The organism is Sphingobium salicis subsp. salicis (genome assembly GCF_049472635.1).
GTDB lineage: Bacteria > Pseudomonadota > Alphaproteobacteria > Sphingomonadales > Sphingomonadaceae > Sphingobium > Sphingobium yanoikuyae_A.
This window is the reverse complement of record NZ_JAYRCS010000001.1, coordinates 4,841,333-4,858,351: the sequence shown is the minus strand read 5'-3', so window position 1 is coordinate 4,858,351 and position 17,019 is coordinate 4,841,333. Positions and strand designations below refer to the sequence as shown.

At 65.9% G+C, this 17,019-nt stretch carries 17 protein-coding genes; 8 read left to right on the top strand and 9 right to left on the bottom strand.

The annotated features are described in order from the left end of the window. Positions 1-26: 26 nt before the first annotated feature. The 3 genes from VHN57_RS23475 (at position 27) to VHN57_RS23465 (ending at position 2,737) form a co-directional block, all read left to right on the top strand. Positions 27-1,034 (top strand): DNA topoisomerase IB, encoded by a 1,008-nt coding sequence (locus VHN57_RS23475; RefSeq protein WP_423285813.1) that lies wholly within the window; start codon positions 27-29, stop codon positions 1,032-1,034. 32 nt (positions 1,035-1,066) lie between these two features. Next, positions 1,067-2,224 carry a mechanosensitive ion channel family protein gene (locus tag VHN57_RS23470; protein WP_333702728.1) on the top strand — a complete coding sequence of 386 codons (1,158 nt, stop codon included), beginning with the start codon at positions 1,067-1,069 and terminating at the stop codon, positions 2,222-2,224. A gap of 114 nt (positions 2,225-2,338) precedes the next feature. After that, positions 2,339-2,737, top strand: coding sequence for a hypothetical protein (locus tag VHN57_RS23465; protein ID WP_010336879.1), 399 nt, complete (start codon positions 2,339-2,341; stop codon positions 2,735-2,737). A gap of 399 nt (positions 2,738-3,136) precedes the next feature. On the opposite strand, the gene dgcA is transcribed toward VHN57_RS23465, so the two are convergent. Further along, a complete protein-coding gene (gene dgcA, locus VHN57_RS23460) occupies positions 3,137-4,111 on the bottom strand; it encodes an N-acetyl-D-Glu racemase DgcA (protein ID WP_423285811.1) in 975 nt (324 codons plus the stop codon). A 103-nt stretch (positions 4,112-4,214) separates the two neighbouring features. Here dgcA and VHN57_RS23455 point away from each other — a divergent pair, with 103 nt between their 5' ends. After that, entirely contained in the window at positions 4,215-5,507 is a 1,293-nt protein-coding gene (locus tag VHN57_RS23455) for a class I SAM-dependent methyltransferase (protein ID WP_423285809.1), read from the top strand. Between the two features lie 57 nt (positions 5,508-5,564). Next, entirely contained in the window at positions 5,565-7,352 is a 1,788-nt protein-coding gene (locus VHN57_RS23450; RefSeq protein WP_423285807.1) for an ABC transporter transmembrane domain-containing protein, read from the top strand. A 24-nt stretch (positions 7,353-7,376) separates the two neighbouring features. On the opposite strand, the gene VHN57_RS23445 is transcribed toward VHN57_RS23450, so the two are convergent. The 5 genes from VHN57_RS23445 to VHN57_RS23425 all read right to left on the bottom strand — a co-directional run bounded on the left by VHN57_RS23445 (position 7,377) and on the right by VHN57_RS23425 (position 10,418). After that, positions 7,377-7,700 carry a PilZ domain-containing protein gene (locus VHN57_RS23445; protein WP_026108744.1) on the bottom strand — a complete coding sequence of 108 codons (324 nt, stop codon included), beginning with the start codon at positions 7,698-7,700 and terminating at the stop codon, positions 7,377-7,379. Between the two features lie 179 nt (positions 7,701-7,879). Beyond that, positions 7,880-8,302, bottom strand: coding sequence for an ExbD/TolR family protein (locus VHN57_RS23440; RefSeq protein WP_004209993.1), 423 nt, complete (start codon positions 8,300-8,302; stop codon positions 7,880-7,882). Between the two features lie 24 nt (positions 8,303-8,326). Further along, on the bottom strand, positions 8,327-8,815 hold the full coding sequence (locus VHN57_RS23435; RefSeq protein ID WP_004209992.1) for an ExbD/TolR family protein: 489 nt from the start codon (positions 8,813-8,815) through the stop codon (positions 8,327-8,329). A 113-nt stretch (positions 8,816-8,928) separates the two neighbouring features. Beyond that, a complete protein-coding gene (locus VHN57_RS23430; protein ID WP_004209990.1) occupies positions 8,929-9,684 on the bottom strand; it encodes a MotA/TolQ/ExbB proton channel family protein in 756 nt (251 codons plus the stop codon). A gap of 71 nt (positions 9,685-9,755) precedes the next feature. Next, the gene (locus VHN57_RS23425; RefSeq protein ID WP_004209989.1) at positions 9,756-10,418 is read right to left on the bottom strand and encodes an energy transducer TonB; all 663 of its coding nucleotides are present in this window, start codon (positions 10,416-10,418) and stop codon (positions 9,756-9,758) included. A 249-nt stretch (positions 10,419-10,667) separates the two neighbouring features. On the opposite strand from VHN57_RS23425, the gene VHN57_RS23420 reads away from it, so the two are divergent. Together VHN57_RS23420 and VHN57_RS23415 are read left to right on the top strand one after the other, a co-directional pair. Then, positions 10,668-11,546 carry a hypothetical protein gene (locus VHN57_RS23420; protein ID WP_279729425.1) on the top strand — a complete coding sequence of 293 codons (879 nt, stop codon included), beginning with the start codon at positions 10,668-10,670 and terminating at the stop codon, positions 11,544-11,546. 109 nt (positions 11,547-11,655) lie between these two features. Beyond that, a complete protein-coding gene (locus VHN57_RS23415) occupies positions 11,656-12,960 on the top strand; it encodes a homoserine dehydrogenase (protein ID WP_010336871.1) in 1,305 nt (434 codons plus the stop codon). A 20-nt stretch (positions 12,961-12,980) separates the two neighbouring features. Here the strand turns inward: VHN57_RS23415 and VHN57_RS23410 are convergent, their stop codons facing one another. Next, the gene (locus VHN57_RS23410) at positions 12,981-13,469 is read right to left on the bottom strand and encodes a hypothetical protein (protein WP_423285803.1); all 489 of its coding nucleotides are present in this window, start codon (positions 13,467-13,469) and stop codon (positions 12,981-12,983) included. Between the two features lie 169 nt (positions 13,470-13,638). On the opposite strand from VHN57_RS23410, the gene glpX reads away from it, so the two are divergent. Then, positions 13,639-14,622: a class II fructose-bisphosphatase gene (gene glpX / locus VHN57_RS23405; RefSeq protein ID WP_004209983.1), complete on the top strand. Its 984-nt coding sequence runs from the start codon at positions 13,639-13,641 to the stop codon at positions 14,620-14,622. Positions 14,623-14,717: 95 nt separating this feature from the next. Here glpX and VHN57_RS23400 read toward each other — a convergent pair whose 3' ends face one another. Further along, complete coding sequence (locus VHN57_RS23400) at positions 14,718-15,095, bottom strand: MerC domain-containing protein (protein WP_004209982.1); 378 nt, start codon at positions 15,093-15,095, stop codon at positions 14,718-14,720. 91 nt (positions 15,096-15,186) lie between these two features. After that, positions 15,187-16,968 carry a sensor domain-containing diguanylate cyclase gene (locus VHN57_RS23395; protein ID WP_423285800.1) on the bottom strand — a complete coding sequence of 594 codons (1,782 nt, stop codon included), beginning with the start codon at positions 16,966-16,968 and terminating at the stop codon, positions 15,187-15,189. Between the last annotated feature and the right edge of the window lie 51 nt (positions 16,969-17,019).

Here is a 17,019-nt window from a genome sequence, read left to right as displayed (position 1 = left end):
GGGAGAAAGAAGGTCGCCCGGTCCCCATGTCGTCCCCCGCCATCATCCACAGCCATGACGGCATGCCCGGCATCAGCCGGCGCGCGCTGAAGCAGGGATGGGCCTATCGCGCGGCGGACGGCAGCCGCATCACCGACCGGGACGAGATCGACCGGCTGAACGCGATCGCCATGCCGCCCGCCTATCGCGACTGCTGGTTCTGCCCCTCCCCCCACGGCCATATCCAGGCCACCGGCTATGACGAACGGGGGCGCAAGCAATATCGCTATCACCCCGATTTCCGGGCTGCGCGCGAGGCGGAGAAATATGCCGGCTGCCCCGCCTTCGGCCGCGCCCTGCCGCAACTGCGGGCGCAGATGGAAGAGGATCTGTCGCGGCGCGGCCTGCGCAAGACGCGGACGATCGCGGCGGTGGTACGGCTGCTGGACCTCGCCAAGCTGCGGGTCGGCAACGAACATTATGCCACCACCAACAAGAGCTTCGGCGCGACCACGCTGCGGCGGCGGCATGTCGACCTGAATGGCCGCAGCCTGACCCTGCGCTACCGCGCCAAGTCCGGCAAGGAGCAGCAACTGAGCATCACCGACAGCCGCCTGCTGCGATTCGTGCGGGCGGTGCAGGATCTGCCGGGCCAGCATCTGTTCCAATATCTGGACGAGGATGGCGAGGCGCATCCGATCAGTTCGAGCGACGTCAACGCCTATATCGCGCAGGCTATGGGCGGCGACTTCACCGCCAAGCATTTCCGCACCTGGGGCGCATCGACCATCGCCTTCGAGATGCTGGCGGCGGACCATGTCTCGCTCAAGGAGATGATCGCCCCGGTCGCCGCGGCGCTGGGCAACACACCGGCGATCAGCCGCAAATCCTATATCCACCCCGCCCTGATCGACCTGTGCAAGGACGGACAGGATGAATGGCGGCAGGGGCTTCGCCTGCCGCGCCGGACGCGCTATCTGTCGCGTCACGAACGCGGGCTGATCGCGTTCCTCGACGATCTGGCCAACGCGCCCCCGCTGGCAGCGGCGGCCTGATCGAGCCCACGGACCATCAATCAAGGATCAGCATGGCCAACAAGAACGACCCCGGCATCGACATCAGTGTGCGTGCGCCCAACCTCACGGAAATGTGGCATTCGACCATCGCCTGGTTCCAGCTTCATTATATCCAGATCCTGATCGCCATCGGCGCGGCCACGATCATCTATCTGGCGCTCGCCACGTTGCGCCGGATCGGCACCAAGCATCGCGGCCGGCGTGGCGACCCGCTGGGCCTGGGCAATGTGCTGAGCCGCGCGGCGGCGCGCACGACGCAATATTTCATGATCATGGTCGCGGCCCGGTTGGTGGTGGTGTTCGCCGACGCGCCCGCGTCGCTGGACAAGACCGTCACCTTCTTCTTCACCATCGCCGTGGTGGTGCAGGCCGCGATCTGGGCACGGGAAATCATCCTGGGCCTGATCGAGCGCAAGACGCTGGCCGACGATGGCCAGGGCGAGACGCTGGCCAATGCGATGGGCCTGATCCGCATCCTGGTGACCTTTGCCCTGTTCGCGATCGCCGCAATCGTAGTCCTCGACAATCTGGGCGTCAACGTGACCGGCCTGGTCGCGGGTCTGGGTATCGGCGGCATCGCGATCGGCCTTGCCGCGCAGGGCATCTTCTCCGATCTGTTCGCGGCGCTGTCGATCATCTTCGACAAGCCGTTCCGCCAGGGCGAGATCATCACCTATGACCAGACCACGGCGCGGGTCGAGAAGATCGGCCTGAAATCCACCCGGCTGCGGGCGATGAGCGGCGAGAAGAAGGTGATTTCCAACGCGAACCTGCTGCAGAAGGAAATTACCAGCCTGCAGACGCTGATCCAGCGCCGCGTCACCTATGCCATCGGCATCATCTACCAGACGTCGGAGGAACAGGCCGAGGCGATCCCCACCATATTGAAGGAGATCGTCGAGGCGGAAGGCATGATCTTCGTCAATGCCGGTATCATCGCCTTTGGCGCCAGCAGCCTGGACTATCAGCTCAATTTCGATGTGCCCGATCCCGACCATCATGACTATTTCCAGATGCGCCATCGCATCGGCCTGGCCATCTGGAAGCGGTTCAATGCCGAGGGTATCGAGTTCGCCTATCCAACCCAGACCAGCTTCACCGCGGCCCCCGACGGCAAGGCGATCATGCCCTATGCCGAGGTGCAGCCAGTGCGCCGCGTCGACGGATAGAATGAAACGCCTCGCTTTACCGCAGGACCGATTCGGCTGGTCCCCTTTCCGCTTGCCGGCGGGGACCAGCCGCGCCCTTACCCACCCATCACCAATGACTGATATGGATTTGCCATGAAAATGAACCGGATGGCGGCCCTTGGCCTGCTGATCGCTGCCCCCCTTATGGCGCCTGCCGCCCATGCCGAGGGACTGGGCGCCGAAGTCAATTATGGTCGCGCCGACGGCCATTGGGGCACCGAGATCGGCGCCGGCTATGCGCTCGACATGGCGGGTTTCAGCCTGACGCCGGGCGGCGGCGTCTATCTGCGCGATGGCGACACCAAGCTCTATGGCAGGGTCGAGGCGGCCTATACGATTCCCATGTCGGTCTCGATCGGTGCCGGCGTGCGCTTCAGCGGCGACAATACCCGACCCTATGCGACGCTGGCGATGCCGCTGATCCCCAAGCTGCGTGCCAAGGCCAATGTCGGCCCGAAATATTATAGCGTCGGCCTGACGCTGGGTTACTGAGCCAAGACAATCTGTCGCGATCGGCGGGCCCGGCAGGGTCACGCCGACGCGACAGCCCCGAAGTTCACAGTGTCGTCGGGCAAATCGGGCCGTTTGCCCCGGATATGCACCACCCACGCCCCTGTCGCGCGACAGCGGCGCGACACCTGGGTCACAGTTGCCTGCCGATCGGGCCACAACCAGGCGACGGTGACGCGCCATCGAGGCGACATTTGGGTCACGCCGCCTACAGGCGATCGGGCGCCCAATGGGTGGCGATGATCGGACTTGCATCGCCGAGGATAGACCAGAGAATGGGCGAGTAGGAAAGCGGTGGCCGGTTGGGGGCTGGCTTCAGACGGCTGCCCCCTCCACCATCCTGCGGATGGTCCCCCTCCCCGCCTGCGGGGAGGAATGGTTTCAGCCCTGGCCCCAGAGGGTGCCGGGGTGGAGCAGGCCATCGCGCAGCGGCAAGGCGCCGTCGCGATCCTTCGCCAGCAGCAGCGCGCCGTCGAGATCGATCCAGTCGGCGCCCTGTGCCACCAAGGCGGCAGGCGCGATGCCGAGCGAGGTGCCGAGCATGCAGCCGACCATGATGCGAAAGCCGCGCGCGCGTGCTGCCTGCGCCAATGCCAGCGCTTCGGTCAGGCCACCGGCCTTGTCGAGCTTGATATTCACCCCGTCGAAATCGCCCAGCCGGTCGAGATCGGCGCGGGTGTGGCAGCTTTCGTCGGCGCAGAGCGGCAGCGGCGCGTGTAGGCCGGCCAGCCTATCCTCCCGCCCGTGCAGGATCGGCTGCTCCACCATTTCCACGCCCAGTTCGGCAAGCGCGGCGGCCTCCGCCACGATGTCGCGGTCATGCCAGCTTTCATTGGCGTCGACGATCAGCCGGACGCCGGGTGCGCCGGCACGCACGGCGGCGATGCGGGCATGATCGCCCTCCCCCGTCAGCTTGCATTTGAGCAGGCCAAAGCCGCGCGCGACGGCCGCGCGGGCATCGGCCTCCATCGGCTCCGGCGCACCCAGGCTGATGGTGAAGGCGGTGGGCAGCGGCGTCGGTGCGGCAAGGCCGGCCAGTTGCCAGACCGGGACGCCGGCCCGTTTCGCCTCCAGATCCCACAGCGCGCAGTCGAGCGCGTTGCGCGCGGCACCGCGCGGCATCGCCTGCAACAGCGCCTCGCGATCGAGCGGCCCGGCATAGGCGTTGATCGCCGCCGCGCAGCCCTGTGCGGTCTCCCCCTCATAATAGATAGCCGTGCCCTCGCCCCGTCCGACATGATCGCCGTCACCCACGGTGCAGACGACGACGTCCACCTCCGTCTTGGCGCCGCGGCTGATGATGAAGGCGCCCGCCACCGGCCAGCGTTCGACCGTCGCGGAAATTATACGGGTCATCGGCGTTTCCTGCGTCATGATTTGACCAATTGGATGGGCGTCATATGCGTGAAACAGGACGGCCGGCATAGTCCCCGCCTTTGCGACAGGAGCGTATTTCCCCGTGACTTCCCGTGAATTGACCGGCTTCCTCTCGCTGAATGAATCCGAACCCGTGACCGATGACCTGTCCCGCCGCACCTCCGACATGGCATGGCGCCTGGCCTTTGGCGCGATCGGCTGGCCCTGGCTGCTCGCCAGCCTGTCGGGCGGGCGCAAGGCGGACAAGCGCGCGCTGCTGGACGAATTGCAGCTGCCCCATGATGCGCTGCCCCATCTGGGAAGCTGGAAGGCCGATGTCGGTTTCCTGCGCCACATCGTGCGCGAGATTGCGCGGCTGCGGCCGGCGCATGTCGTCGAACTGGGCGCGGGCGCATCCTCGCTGATCGCGGCGCGGGCGCTGCAATTGCATGGCGGCGGCCAGTTGCACAGTTTCGACCAGCATGGCGGCTTTGTCGACGCGACCCGGCAATGGCTGGCCGACCATGCGCTGGACGTGGATATCCGCCATGCGCCGCTGACGCACGAAAGCGCCGACTGGCCGGGCCGCTGGTATGCGATCGACCGGCTGCCCGAGCAGATCGACCTGATCATCATCGATGGCCCGCCCTGGAGCGTGCATCCGCTGGTGCGGGGCGCGGCCGACTGCCTGTTCGCGCGCCTCTCGCCCAATGGCGTGGTGCTGCTGGACGATGCCGCGCGGCCGGGCGAACGGCTGGTCGCGCGCCGCTGGCGCAAGCGCTGGCCGCATATCGATTTCCGCCTGATGCATGACGGCACCAAGGGGACGCTGGTCGGCCGGCGCCGCGACATGTCGCAGCCGGTGGCCAATGACAATGAGGCCGGGCGCGGCTGGCGCCATGTCGGGCGGGCGGCGGCGATCGCGGCGCTGCTGGCGACGGGATGGATCGGCCGGGGGGCGCTGGGCGAATTTCCCCAGGCGGCACAGGCCAGCACCTTCCTGGACGAGGCGGCCGCATCGCGCCGCGCCGGCCTGCTGCGCCAGCAGATGGCGTCGCAGGTCGAGAGCGCCAAGCTGGACGATGCCGAAATCCGGCGGTCGACCGGCATCGTGCTGCCGCGCCTGCCGGCCAATTGGCAGGTGCGGGACGTGCAACTGTTCCCGACTGCCGACAGCCCGGCGATCGCGATCGCGCTGATCACCGAGAAGGGCGAGCAATTGTCGCTGTTCGCCGACCGGGCGGAAACGCCGGCGGAAGGGCAGCCGTTGATCGCGGAGCGGCGCGACGGCACGGTCGCCTATTGGGAGGCCGGCGACATGGCCTATGCGCTGACCGGCAAGGCGGATACGCCGCGCCTGATGGCGCTGGCCGAACGGATCGCGCCGGCGGCCTGAGCGGCGGGATGACGCGCGCCCATTGAGGCGGGCGCGCCGCGCTGCTAACGCCCCGACATGGAGGATGCCACCGCACCCGCGCCGCGCCGCGCCGATCGCCCTGCCCTGTCGAGTCTGGCCATGCTGTGGCGCTTTGCGACGCGCTATCCGGCGCGGATCGCCGGGGCGCTGACCGCGCTGATCGTCTCTTCGGCCGCGACGCTGGCGATCCCGAGCGGCTTTCGCCTGGTGATCGACAAGGGCTTTACCGGCGGTGGCGATATCAGCCGCTGGTTCGAATATCTGTTCCTGCTGGTGGTGATCCTGGCGCTGGCGAGCGCGCTGCGCTTCTATTTCGTGTCCTGGCTGGGCGAGCGGGTGGTCGCCGATATTCGCAGCGCGACCCAGGCCAATTTGCTGCGCCAGGCGCCGGCCTTCTTCGAGGAAAGCAGGCCGTCGGAGATCGCCTCGCGCATGACGGCGGACACCGCGATCATCGATCAGGTGGTGGGATCGACCGTGTCGGTCGCACTGCGCAACCTGGTCACCGGCATTGGTGGCCTCATCTATCTGTTCATATTGGCGCCCAAGCTGGCGGGGCTGCTGATCCTGGGCATACCCGTGATCGTCCTGACATTGGTGACGCTGGGCCGGCGGGTGCGCAAATTGTCGCGCGCCAGCCAGGATCGGCTGGCGGAAGTCGGCAGCGTCACCACCGAAGTGCTGGGCGCGATGAAGATCGTCCAGGGCTTTGGCCAGGAAGGGCGCGAGGCGGCCCGGTTCGACGCGACCGTCGCGAGCGGCTTTGCCACCGCGCGGCAGCGCATATTGCTGCGCGCGGTGATGACCGCGATCGCCTTTGCGCTGGTGTTCGGATCGATCACCGGCGTGTTGTGGCTGGGCGCGATCGATGTCGCCGCTGGGCGCCTGTCAGGCGGCAGCATCGCCGCCTTCGTGCTGACCGGCGGGCTGGTGGCCGGCGCGTTCGGATCCTTGTCGGAAAGCTGGGGCGACCTGCTACGTGGCGCCGGGGCGGCGAGCCGGCTTGACGAGCTGATGGTGGCCGAGCCGGCGATCGCCGCGCCAGCGGCGCCGGTCGCGATCCCGACGCTGGCGCAGGGCGCGCGGCTGCGCTTCGACAATGTCCATTTCCATTATCCCACCCGCCCCGACCAGGCCGCGTTGAACGGCGTCACGATCGACATTGCGCCGGGCGAGACGGTGGCGGTGGTCGGGCCTTCGGGTGCCGGCAAGTCGACGCTGATCCAGCTCGCGCTGCGCTTCTATGACCCCGATCAGGGCGAAGTGCGGCTGAACGATGTGCCACTGCCGGCCGCCGATCCGGCCGCGCTACGCGCCGCAATGGCGATGGTGCCGCAGGACAGCGTGATCTTCGCCGCCTCCGCCCGCGACAATCTTCGCTATGGCAAATGGGACGCGAGCGACGAGGAGATATGGGCCGCGGCGCGGGCGGCCAATGCCGAAGCCTTTCTGCGCGCCCTGCCCCAGGGGCTGGACAGCCATCTGGGCGAAGGCGGCGCACGGCTGTCGGGTGGGCAGCGCCAGCGCGTGTCGATCGCCCGCGCGCTGCTGCGCGATGCGCCGATCCTGCTGCTGGACGAGGCGACGTCGGCGCTCGACGCGGAATCCGAGCAGTTGGTCAAGGATGCGCTCGACCGGTTGATGCAGGGGCGCACGACGATCGTCATCGCCCATCGGCTGGCGACCGTGCGGGCCGCCGACCGGATCATCGTGCTGGATCAGGGACGGATCGTCGAACAGGGCAACCATGCGACGCTGGTGGCGCTGGGCGGCCTTTATGCGCGGCTGGCCAGCCTGCAATTCCAGGACCAGCTGGACGGCTGAACCGCCGTCCCGCCGGACGCGCGGTCAGCGACCGGCGAGGCAGCGCTGGACGATATAGTCGAAGATGGCGGGATGGAGCGGGCGCTCGAAGGTGCAGCCTGATTCATGCGCGCGCACCCATTGAACGCGGGCACGGCGGCCCTCGAAGCCCGGCAGCATGATCCACAATTCGCTGCCGACGGTGAGCTTCATGAAACTGTGCAGGCGAAAGCCGGTGAGCGACATATCGGCGATATTGCTGGTGAACCAGGTTTCGCCCGGACGCCGCACCTTGACGCTGATCACAACGTCGCGCCGTTCGGCAAGCCGGCCCCTGCGTTCCAATTCGGTCAGTCGTTCAGCGCCCATGGTCCACATCCACCCATTCCCGTTCAGCATCGCGCAGGAAGGTAAGGGAAATGTTAAGCGGGAGACGGACGGGCACAAAAAAGGGGCTGCCGAAGCAGCCCCTGGTCTGTGGTCCGATTGATCGTCCGACGGGTCGGAGACGGGAAGTCTGAGACCGACGGGCCCCGGACGATCAGGGATCAGAACGAGCTATACTGCTCGTTGCCGACGAAACCCAGCTTGGTCACGCCCGCGCGCTTGATCTCCGCCAGCACCTCGTCAACGACGACGTAGCGGGTCTGCGCGTTCGGCTGGAACTGCAGTTCCGGCTCGACGGGCAGACGCAGCGACTGCTGCAGATACTGACGCAGGGTCAGCAGGTCGATCGGCGCACCGTTCCAGCTGATCACGCCGCCGGCATCGATCGCGACCTTGTTCTTGACAGGGTCGACCACATTGTCGCTCGGAGGCGCGCTCTGCGGCAGATCGATCTTAACCGCGTGGGTCTGGATCGGAATGGTGATGATGAACATGATGAGGAGAACGAGCATGACGTCGATCAACGGCGTCGTGTTCATTTCCACCATCGGCTCACCATCATCGGAGCCCATGCTCATGGCCATAACGAATTCTCCTTATGCGGCCGATCAGAGGCGGGTCGTCGTCGAACCGGGTTCCGGTTCGGAGATGAAGCCCACCTTCGGGAAACCGGCGCGCTGCATCGTGTAGATGGTGCCGCCGATGCAACGATAGGGGGTATTGATGTCGCCGCGGATATGCACTTCGGGCAGATCCTCGGGCGTCAGATTTTCAACACCACCAGCCTTCTTGATGTCCGCTTCCAGCTTGGCGACGGCGCGATCGAGCAGTTCGTCGGAGCTGACCTTGGTCAGGTTCCAGTAAACCGCACAGCTGCCGTCGGGCGCCGAGGTGACCGACAAGGAAACATTTTCGGGTTTCGTCGTGGTCGGCTCGAACGCCACCTTGGGAAGTTGCAGATCGACCGTCTGGACGACGACCGGGACCGCGATGAGAAAGATGATGAGCAACACCAGCATGACGTCGACGAGCGGCGTCGTGTTGATGTCGGACATCGGCTTGTCGTCACCGCCGTCGGAGCCAACACTCATTGCCATTGATACAATCCTAACCTTGGTGTCGTAGGTGCCCCGTTAACCGGGGCCCCTGTCCGGCAGGGGCCGGGTGGTCGCAGCCGCCACCCGGCGCCCGAACCGGCGTCTTAAGGCGATTAGGCCTTGGTCGGCGCAGCAGCCGGCTTGGCAGCAGCAGCGGCCGGAGCGGCAGCAACGGTCGGCTTCACGGCGCCGTCCGAAACCAGGTAGGCCAGCAGGTCGACGGTGAAGCCGTTCAGCTGTTCCGAGATCGCCTTGTTGCGGCGCTGCAGGAAGTTGTAGGCCAGAACGGCGGGAACGGCCACGGCCAGACCCAGCGCGGTCATGATCAGAGCTTCACCGACCGGGCCGGCAACGGCGTCGATCGAGGCCTGACCGGCAGCACCGATCTTGATCAGAGCGCGGTAGATGCCGATAACGGTACCGAACAGACCGATGAACGGCGAGGTCGAACCGACGGTGGCGAGGAACGCCAGGCCGCCACCGAGCGACGAGTTGATCGCGGCTTCCGAGCGAGCCAGCGAGCCGTGCAGCCAGTCATGTGCTTCGACCGGATCCTTCAGCTTACCATGCTCTTCCTGAGCCTTGATGCCGTCATCGACGATCTGCTTGTAGGCCGAGTTCTTTTCGAGCTTGGCCGAAGCTTCCTTCAGCGAAGCGGCGCGCCAGAAGGTCGCACGGATCTTCTTGCCCTGGCTGATCACCTTCTGCTGTTCGATCAGCTTGGTGAACAGGATGTAGAAAGTGCCGACCGACATGGCGCAGAGGATGATGAAGACGGTCCAGGCAATGGTGCCGCCCTGCTCCAGGGCTTCCATCAGGCCGTACGGGTTTTCCGGCTTGGGCGCCGCGGCTGCGAGATACATCAACATGTTCAAGACTTCCCTCTCAAAAGGATCGTGAAAGGGGAGAGCGGCGCCGGGCGCCTGCCCTCCCGTTTAAATTACTGCGGGATCCGCCACTGAATGCGGTTCGCGTAGGTCGACGGGATCTTGTTACCCTGGTCATCTTCCGCGGGGCTAAAGCGCGCGCGGCGGGAAACCAGCTTACAAGTTGCGTCGTCCAGTTCAGGCGAGCCACTCGACTGCGTAACGGTGCAGCTCGTGACACGGCCATCGGCGCCCACTTCAAGACGGAAACCAGTGGTCCCCTGCTTTTCTTCACGCAGAGCGCGCGAAGGATAGTCTTCCGTGGTTGCCCAGGAACCCGGATTGCCACGCGGCGACACGCCCTTTGCAGCCTGCTTTGCAGCGGGCGGCGGCGGCGGGGCCGGCGGCGGTGCGGGCACCGGAACCTCATTGAACACCGGCGGCGGCGTCCGAACCGTCTGGATCGGCGGCGCGGGGGCCGGGGTCTGGACGATCGGCGGCGGCGCGACGACCGGCGGAGGCTCAATCGGCTTGTCCGGCGGCGGCGGCGGCGGCTCCTCGTCAGGTGGCGGGGGCTCCTCCTTCACGTCGATCACGTTCAGCTGTTCCGCCGCCTTTTTGACATATTTCATGCCAAGACCGGTGACGAAGGCATAGCCGAGAACAGCGTGAATCAGGGCGACGATGACGATCGATATCGTGCGACTCGATCCTTGCGAGTGGTCAGCATAGGCCATTCGGCAACGACACTCCTTAACTCATCTTACCAGTGGGTTGTACAAATCAGCCAAAAACGGCCCGAGCTGCCCGGGGCTATCCCCGACCACCTTTGGCCCTTATCCGTCCATTTGCTACCGTGCGAACTCCTATCGCGGCGCATCGTGGCACGCAAACGCTTTATCGAACTACCGGCTTGCGTTTACCATCACACACCGGAATGACTTGCCTGTGACATCCCTGCCACGGGCTGACAGCATAGGACGAAGATGCAGAAGAAATCCACCATCGCCATGAAGACACTCGCCTCGCTGTGCCTCATTTCGGCCTCATATACCGCCGTTTTTCCGGCATTTTCTCAGACAAATTCGATGACAGCGCAATCATCGACGGTTGCCGCCGGATTGACCTATGCCGACATTGCCGACCTTTCCGATGCGGCACCGCTGGTTGCCAACGTGCGCATTAGCAACATCGTCCCGTTGAAGCCCGAACAGGCTCCGGACGTCCCGGCAGGCTATCGCAGGGTCTATGTCGAGGCCGAAGTGACCGCACTGATTCGCGGCGAAGGGGGCATAAGCCCGACCGTCGGCTACTTGTATGACGCCCGCCTCGATTCGAAGGGCAAGATGCCCAAGCTGAAAAAGGCACAGGTGCTGCTGTTCGCCCGTCCGGGCGGGCGGCCGGGCCAGATTCAGCTGATCGCGCGCGATGCGCAGATCGCCGCCACCCCCGCCGAGGTAGAACGGGTGAAGGCGGTGCTATCCGCCCTGGTCGCACCCGATGCCGCACCGCGAATCATCGGCCTGGGCGACGCCTTCCATGTTGCCGGCACGATTGCAGGCGAAGGCGAGACCCAGATTTTCCTGCGCACCGAAAATGGCGACCCGGTGTCGCTGTCGATCATCCGCCGCCCCGGACAACAGCCCAGCTGGGCCGTGGCGCTGGGCGAAATCGTCGACGAAGCCGCCCGCGCCCCTGCCCCCGGCAGCCTGCTCTGGTATCGGTTGAGCTGCAGCCTGCCGGCCACTTTGCCGGCCCGGTCGGTCCGCACCCTGGCAGTGCAGGACGCCGAAGCCGCCCGCGCCGATTACCAGTTCGTCCTGAACGCACTCGGTCGCTGCGCACGCAATCGAAAGCCGAGCTGACCCCCTACGCACTTATCTTTCAATCGGGCGCCGCTGTGCTTTTCCTTGGACAGCGGCGCTCGGGCCGCTATCAGCGCGGCTCTTACAGTGCGAAGGACCAGGAAACACCATGACCAATCTCCACCGCCATGCCCCGCTGCGCGTCGCGCTCGTTGGCCTCGGAACGGTGGGTGGCGGCGTCATTCGCCTGCTCAACACCAATGGCGACCTGATTGCCCGCCGTGCCGGTTGTCCGGTGCAGGTCGTCGCCATCTCCGCGCGTGACCGCAACAAGGATCGCGGCGTCGACCTGTCGCCCTATGAATGGGTCGACGACATGACGACGCTGGCGACCCGCGACGATATCGACGTGGTGGTCGAACTGATCGGCGGCGCCGATGGCCCGGCTCTCACCCTCGCCCGCCAGTGCCTGGCCGCCGGCAAGCCGTTCGTCACCGCGAACAAGGCGATGCTGGCCCATCATGGCCTGGACCTTGCCAGCCGCGCCGAGAAGGCCGGCGTGGCGCTCAAATATGAAGCGGCGGTCGCCGGCGGCATCCCGGTGATCAAGGGCATGCGCGAAGGCGCGGCCGCCAACGAGATCAGCCGCGTCTATGGCATCCTCAACGGCACCTGCAATTACATCCTGACCACCATGGAGAAGGAAGGCCGAGGCTTTGACGAGGTGCTGAAGGAAGCCCAGGAGCTGGGCTATGCCGAGGCCGATCCGAGCTTCGACATTGACGGCGTCGATGCCGCGCACAAGCTGACCATCCTCGCCAGCCTCGCCTTTGGCACCGAACTGGACTTCGACCATGTCGCGACCACCGGCATCCGCCATGTGATCGCCGCCGACATCGCCGAGGCAGCGGCGCTGGGCTTCCGCATCCGCCTGGTCGGCATGGCGGAGAACGGCCCGGAAGGCCTGTTCCAGCGCGTCCATCCGATGCTGGTGCCGCTCGATCATCCGCTGGCCCATGTCGACGGTTCGCTCAATGCCGTGGTGGCCGAGGGCAATTTCGTCGGTCGTCTCTTCTTCCAGGGGCGTGGCGCGGGCGACGGCCCGACCGCTTCGGCCGTGGTCGCCGACCTGATCGACGTGGCGCGCGACGAATATGGCGATGCGCTAGCGATGCCGGTCGCCGCCCTGACCCCGCAACAGCCGGCCGACGCCGGCCAGCGGATCGGCCGCGCCTATCTGCGCTTCAAGGTGCAGGATCGCCCCGGCGTGCTGGCCGAGATTGCGGCCGCGACCCGCGATGCCGGCGTTTCGATCGAGAGCATGATCCAGCGCGGCGCCAATCAGGCCGATGGCGTACTGGTGGCGATCGTCACCCATGCCGGCGAGGAACGCTGCGTGCGCGAGACGCTGGAGCGGCTGGCCGGCTCCGACAGCCTGCTCGACACGCCGATGGTCATGCATATTCTGGATTGATCGCGCCGGGACCGGCGGGATCAGTGCTGGCCAGCGCCCTTGACCGAATCCGGCAGGGGCGGCGGCGGCGCCATGTCGGCATCGGGGTCGAGCAAATGGGCGATGGCCTTGCCGGCCAGCATCGCCGCGCCCAGGATCGGCACGCCACCACCGACGCAGCCCGTCCCCTGCCCGCCGACGACGCCGCACGCACCCTGCCTGGGTGCGGCAGCGGACGCGCGCGGCGTATCGCCCACAAGCGGGCGCCCCTCGACCGGCTCGCGCGGCAGCGGCAGTCTTTCCTTCGCATTGCGCTCCGCCCGGCTGCCGCAGACGACGATGCCGCCGCCGCTGCGATCGCAGGGGCGGACAACGGCGGTGCGCGCCTGATATTGCTCCATCGCGGTGCGCTGGGCGAGCGGCGCTTCATCCACCGGCACAATCTCCTGCGCGGCCGCCAGCGGCAGGCCGATCAGTAAAAGAGGGAAAGACAAGACCCGGCGCATGACGGCATCTGAACAGTCGAACATGGCGGGATGATGGCAGCGGCTGGACGCTGCGGAATGCCATATAAGGCAAAGGCGCGTCCATCCGTGCCATCACGACTATGAAAAGCTTTGCGAGCCCGGCAAGTTGGGTCGACAAGCAGAGGCGGACATCCTATCGCCCTGCTCTATCAGTTACAGCAGAGGAGTGGCTATGGTGCAGGCTAGTTCGATTCTCGATCGCGTCTTGGTACTCGAAATGGTGCGCGTCACCGAAGCGGCTGCAATCGCCGCATCCAAGCTGGTCGGTCGGGGCGACGAGAAGGCCGCCGACGCCGCTGCGGTCGAGGCGATGCGCCTGGCCTTCAACGACCTCTACATGGACGGCACCGTCGTGATCGGCGAGGGCGAACGCGACGAGGCGCCGATGCTCTATATCGGCGAGAAGGTCGGCAATGCGATCGGCAAGGGCCCCAAGATCGACATCGCGCTCGATCCGCTGGAAGGCACCACCATCACCGCCAAGGCCGGCCCGAACGCGCTGGCCGTGCTCGCCATTTCGGAAGAAGGCGGCCTGCTCAACGCGCCCGACGTCTATATGGACAAGATCGCCGTCGGTCCGGGCTATCCCGACAATATCATCGACCTCAACAAGTCGGTGAAGGAAAATGTCGAGGCGGTGGCCAAGGCCAAGGGCGTCGATCCGCATGAAATCATCGTCTGCGTGCTGGATCGCCCGCGCCACGAGAAGCTGATCGCCGAACTGCGCGCGATCGGTTGCGGCATCATGCTGATCCCGGACGGCGACGTTGCCGGCGTGATCGCGACCACCAATCCGGAAACCACGATCGACATCTATATGGGTTCGGGCGGCGCGCCCGAGGGCGTGCTGGCCTGTGCCGCACTGCGCTGCGTGGGGGGCCAGTTCAAGGGCCGCCTGCTGTTCCGCAACGATGACGAGAAGCAGCGCGCCTACAAGTGGGGCATCACCGACCTGGACAAGGTCTATGACCTCAAGGAACTGGCCAAGGGCGACTGCATCTTTGCCGCGACCGGCGTGACCGACGGATCGCTGCTGGCGGGCGTGAAGCATCTGCCGGGCGACAAGCTGACCACCGAGAGCGTGGTGATGCGCGCCAGCACCGGCACCGTGCGCTGGGTCAAGGGCGAGCATCGCGTCGAGCGCAAGGACGCCTGATCGGGCGGACAGGACGGAAAGACGAAGGGGGCCGAAAGGCCCCCTTTTTCGTGGTCATCGATGCGGGAAGATCGGCCCCCGCTAATCGCCGGCGGTCAGTGGCTGGCGCGGTGGTTGAGATCGTGGCCGAGCGCGAGGATGGCGACGCCAAGCAGCGTATAGGCGCTTTCCTGCCAGCCATGATCCATGGTCAGCGCGCCGGCCATGATGCCAAGGCCCAGCGAACCGATCGCGGCGGGCATCATGAAACGATGGACGAGCGCGCCATGGCCGAGCGCGATCGCGCCCATCAGGATGGCGAGCGCCAGCCCCGCTTCATGGAAGATCGGACTGTCGAAAATGCCGCCGGCCGATGCCAGCAGGCCCAGCACCACTGCGGTCAGGAAACAATGCGCGACGCACAGGCCCGAAAGCGCCATCGCGAGGCGATCGAGGCGTCCGGATTCCAGGGCGTGACGGAAGCTGAGCAGCATGGTGCGTGCTACATAGTCGAGACCGGCATAAGTTACAACATAACATCACCGATTTTTCCGGCGGGAAAGACGTTCCCGTTCCGCCGGACCGTCAGGCGGCGAAGCGCAGGCAGTTGCGGCCGCTGCCCTTGGCGGCATAGAGCGCCTTGTCCGCCGCCTCCATCAGGGTCGCGGCGCTGGCCGAGCCGTCCAGTTCGACAAGGCCCGCGCTGAAGGTGATGGCGATATCCTCGCCATTGCCGAGCGGGAAAGGCCGCACCCCGACGCGGGTGCGCAGATGCTCGCAGATGCGTTCCGCCCGTTCCAGATCGACATCGGGCAGCAGCACGGCAAATTCCTCGCCGCCCAGGCGCCCGATGCTGCCGGTGCCACGCAGCGCCTGGCGCAGCCGCTCGACAAAGCCGACCAGCACCCGGTCGCCAGCGGCATGGCCATGGCGGTCATTGACCGACTTGAAATGATCGATGTCGATCAGCAGCAGGCAGGCCTGCCCGCCGGCGGCGACGCGGGCGATCTGGTCGTCCAGCTTTTCCTGCAACGCGCGACGGCTGTCGGCGCCGGTCAGGGCATCCTGCGCCGCGGCCTGGTGCAGCGCCCGCTGGCGCGCCTTGTGGCGGGAAATGTCGCGCACCGTGCTGATGACGCCGATCGCCCGCCCCTGCTCGTCCAGCACGGCGCGGACCAGCATCTCATACCAGTCGAAATCATTGTCCGGCCGGTTGGGGCGAAATTCGACCGCATGCGCCTCCCCCGGATGGGCGAGCGCGCGGCGATGGGTGACGATTGCGAAGGGGCGATATTCCGGATCGATCAGGTCGACGGCGGACTGGCCCAGCAGTTTGTCTGCATCAATGCCGATCTGGTCGACGGCCGAGGGCGAGACATATTGGATGATGCCGTCGATGCTGAGATTGACCACGCCGTCGCCGCTATGTTCGGCGAAGGCCCGATAGCGCGCCTCGCTATCGCGCAACATGCGGATCAGGCGGCGACGGCTGTTGAGTTCGGCCGCCACGGGGACCGACAAAAGGAAGCTGAGCACCAGATAGAATTGGAAGAACTGGATGCGTTCGGGAATGCTAGCGGCGACCAGCCGGAGCGGTCCATGGCCGGTCATGGTCGCCGTGCCGCCGATCAGGGCGAGGATGACGATCGCCGCCGCCGACCCCGCATAGCCGGTGCGGAAGGCGATCAGTACCAGCGGCAGCAGCGAGGCGAACAGCATCGGATAATCGACGCGATAGAAGATCCACCAGGCGCACAGAGCAAAGGCGGACAGCAGGCCGAACGCCTCCAGCCGCTCGATCGGCCGGGCCTGGCGCGCCCAGCGGCTCACCTCGCCCTGCAGCAGGATCAGCAGCAGCGGCGTGCAGATGAGGCCGCCCAGCACATGGCCGCTATACCATTGCAGCCAGATATGGGGAAAATCACCACCCAGCAAAATGGAGACCACCAGCCCGGCACCGATACCGGCAAGCACATTGGCGACGCCCGCCAGTGCGAAGATGAAGATGCACAGTTCGCGCATCGATGCGGCGATCTGTCGCCCGACGCCCAGCCGGCGGCAGATATAGGCGACCGCCAGCGCCTCCCCGACATTGAGGATCGCCATCGGCACCGCCGCCATTGCGCCGATGCCGAACAGCGCGGTCGCGATCGTGCTGGCAACCATGCAGGAGAGGATGAGACGCGGCCAGGCGCGCATGCGCGCGGTCATCATTTCCGCCATCAGCAGGGCATTGGCGCCCCAGATGAAGGCCAAACCGCCTTCGAATCGCGAGGTCAGTAGAGCAAGCGACGCGACCGCAAAGTAAAGCAGGCCGGTAAATACCGACATTTTCAGGGAAATATGGCGAAGGGCGGGCCGCGTCATGTTCCCATCCGGGTTAAGCGGACAATGTTAATATATATTCCTATGCCGCCG

Coding starts and splice junctions, on each gene's coding strand:
- VHN57_RS23475 (WP_423285813.1), top strand. CDS start 27: ATGTCGTCCCCCGCCATCATCCACAGCCATGACGGCATGCCCGGCATC.
- VHN57_RS23470 (WP_333702728.1), top strand. CDS start 1,067: ATGGCCAACAAGAACGACCCCGGCATCGACATCAGTGTGCGTGCGCCC.
- VHN57_RS23465 (WP_010336879.1), top strand. CDS start 2,339: ATGAAAATGAACCGGATGGCGGCCCTTGGCCTGCTGATCGCTGCCCCC.
- dgcA (WP_423285811.1), bottom strand. CDS start 4,111: ATGACCCGTATAATTTCCGCGACGGTCGAACGCTGGCCGGTGGCGGGC.
- VHN57_RS23450 (WP_423285807.1), top strand. CDS start 5,565: ATGGAGGATGCCACCGCACCCGCGCCGCGCCGCGCCGATCGCCCTGCC.
- VHN57_RS23445 (WP_026108744.1), bottom strand. CDS start 7,700: ATGGGCGCTGAACGACTGACCGAATTGGAACGCAGGGGCCGGCTTGCC.
- VHN57_RS23440 (WP_004209993.1), bottom strand. CDS start 8,302: ATGGCCATGAGCATGGGCTCCGATGATGGTGAGCCGATGGTGGAAATG.
- VHN57_RS23435 (WP_004209992.1), bottom strand. CDS start 8,815: ATGGCAATGAGTGTTGGCTCCGACGGCGGTGACGACAAGCCGATGTCC.
- VHN57_RS23430 (WP_004209990.1), bottom strand. CDS start 9,684: ATGTTGATGTATCTCGCAGCCGCGGCGCCCAAGCCGGAAAACCCGTAC.
- VHN57_RS23425 (WP_004209989.1), bottom strand. CDS start 10,418: ATGGCCTATGCTGACCACTCGCAAGGATCGAGTCGCACGATATCGATC.
- VHN57_RS23420 (WP_279729425.1), top strand. CDS start 10,668: ATGCAGAAGAAATCCACCATCGCCATGAAGACACTCGCCTCGCTGTGC.
- VHN57_RS23415 (WP_010336871.1), top strand. CDS start 11,656: ATGACCAATCTCCACCGCCATGCCCCGCTGCGCGTCGCGCTCGTTGGC.
- VHN57_RS23410 (WP_423285803.1), bottom strand. CDS start 13,469: ATGTTCGACTGTTCAGATGCCGTCATGCGCCGGGTCTTGTCTTTCCCT.
- glpX (WP_004209983.1), top strand. CDS start 13,639: ATGGTGCAGGCTAGTTCGATTCTCGATCGCGTCTTGGTACTCGAAATG.
- VHN57_RS23400 (WP_004209982.1), bottom strand. CDS start 15,095: ATGCTGCTCAGCTTCCGTCACGCCCTGGAATCCGGACGCCTCGATCGC.
- VHN57_RS23395 (WP_423285800.1), bottom strand. CDS start 16,968: ATGACGCGGCCCGCCCTTCGCCATATTTCCCTGAAAATGTCGGTATTT.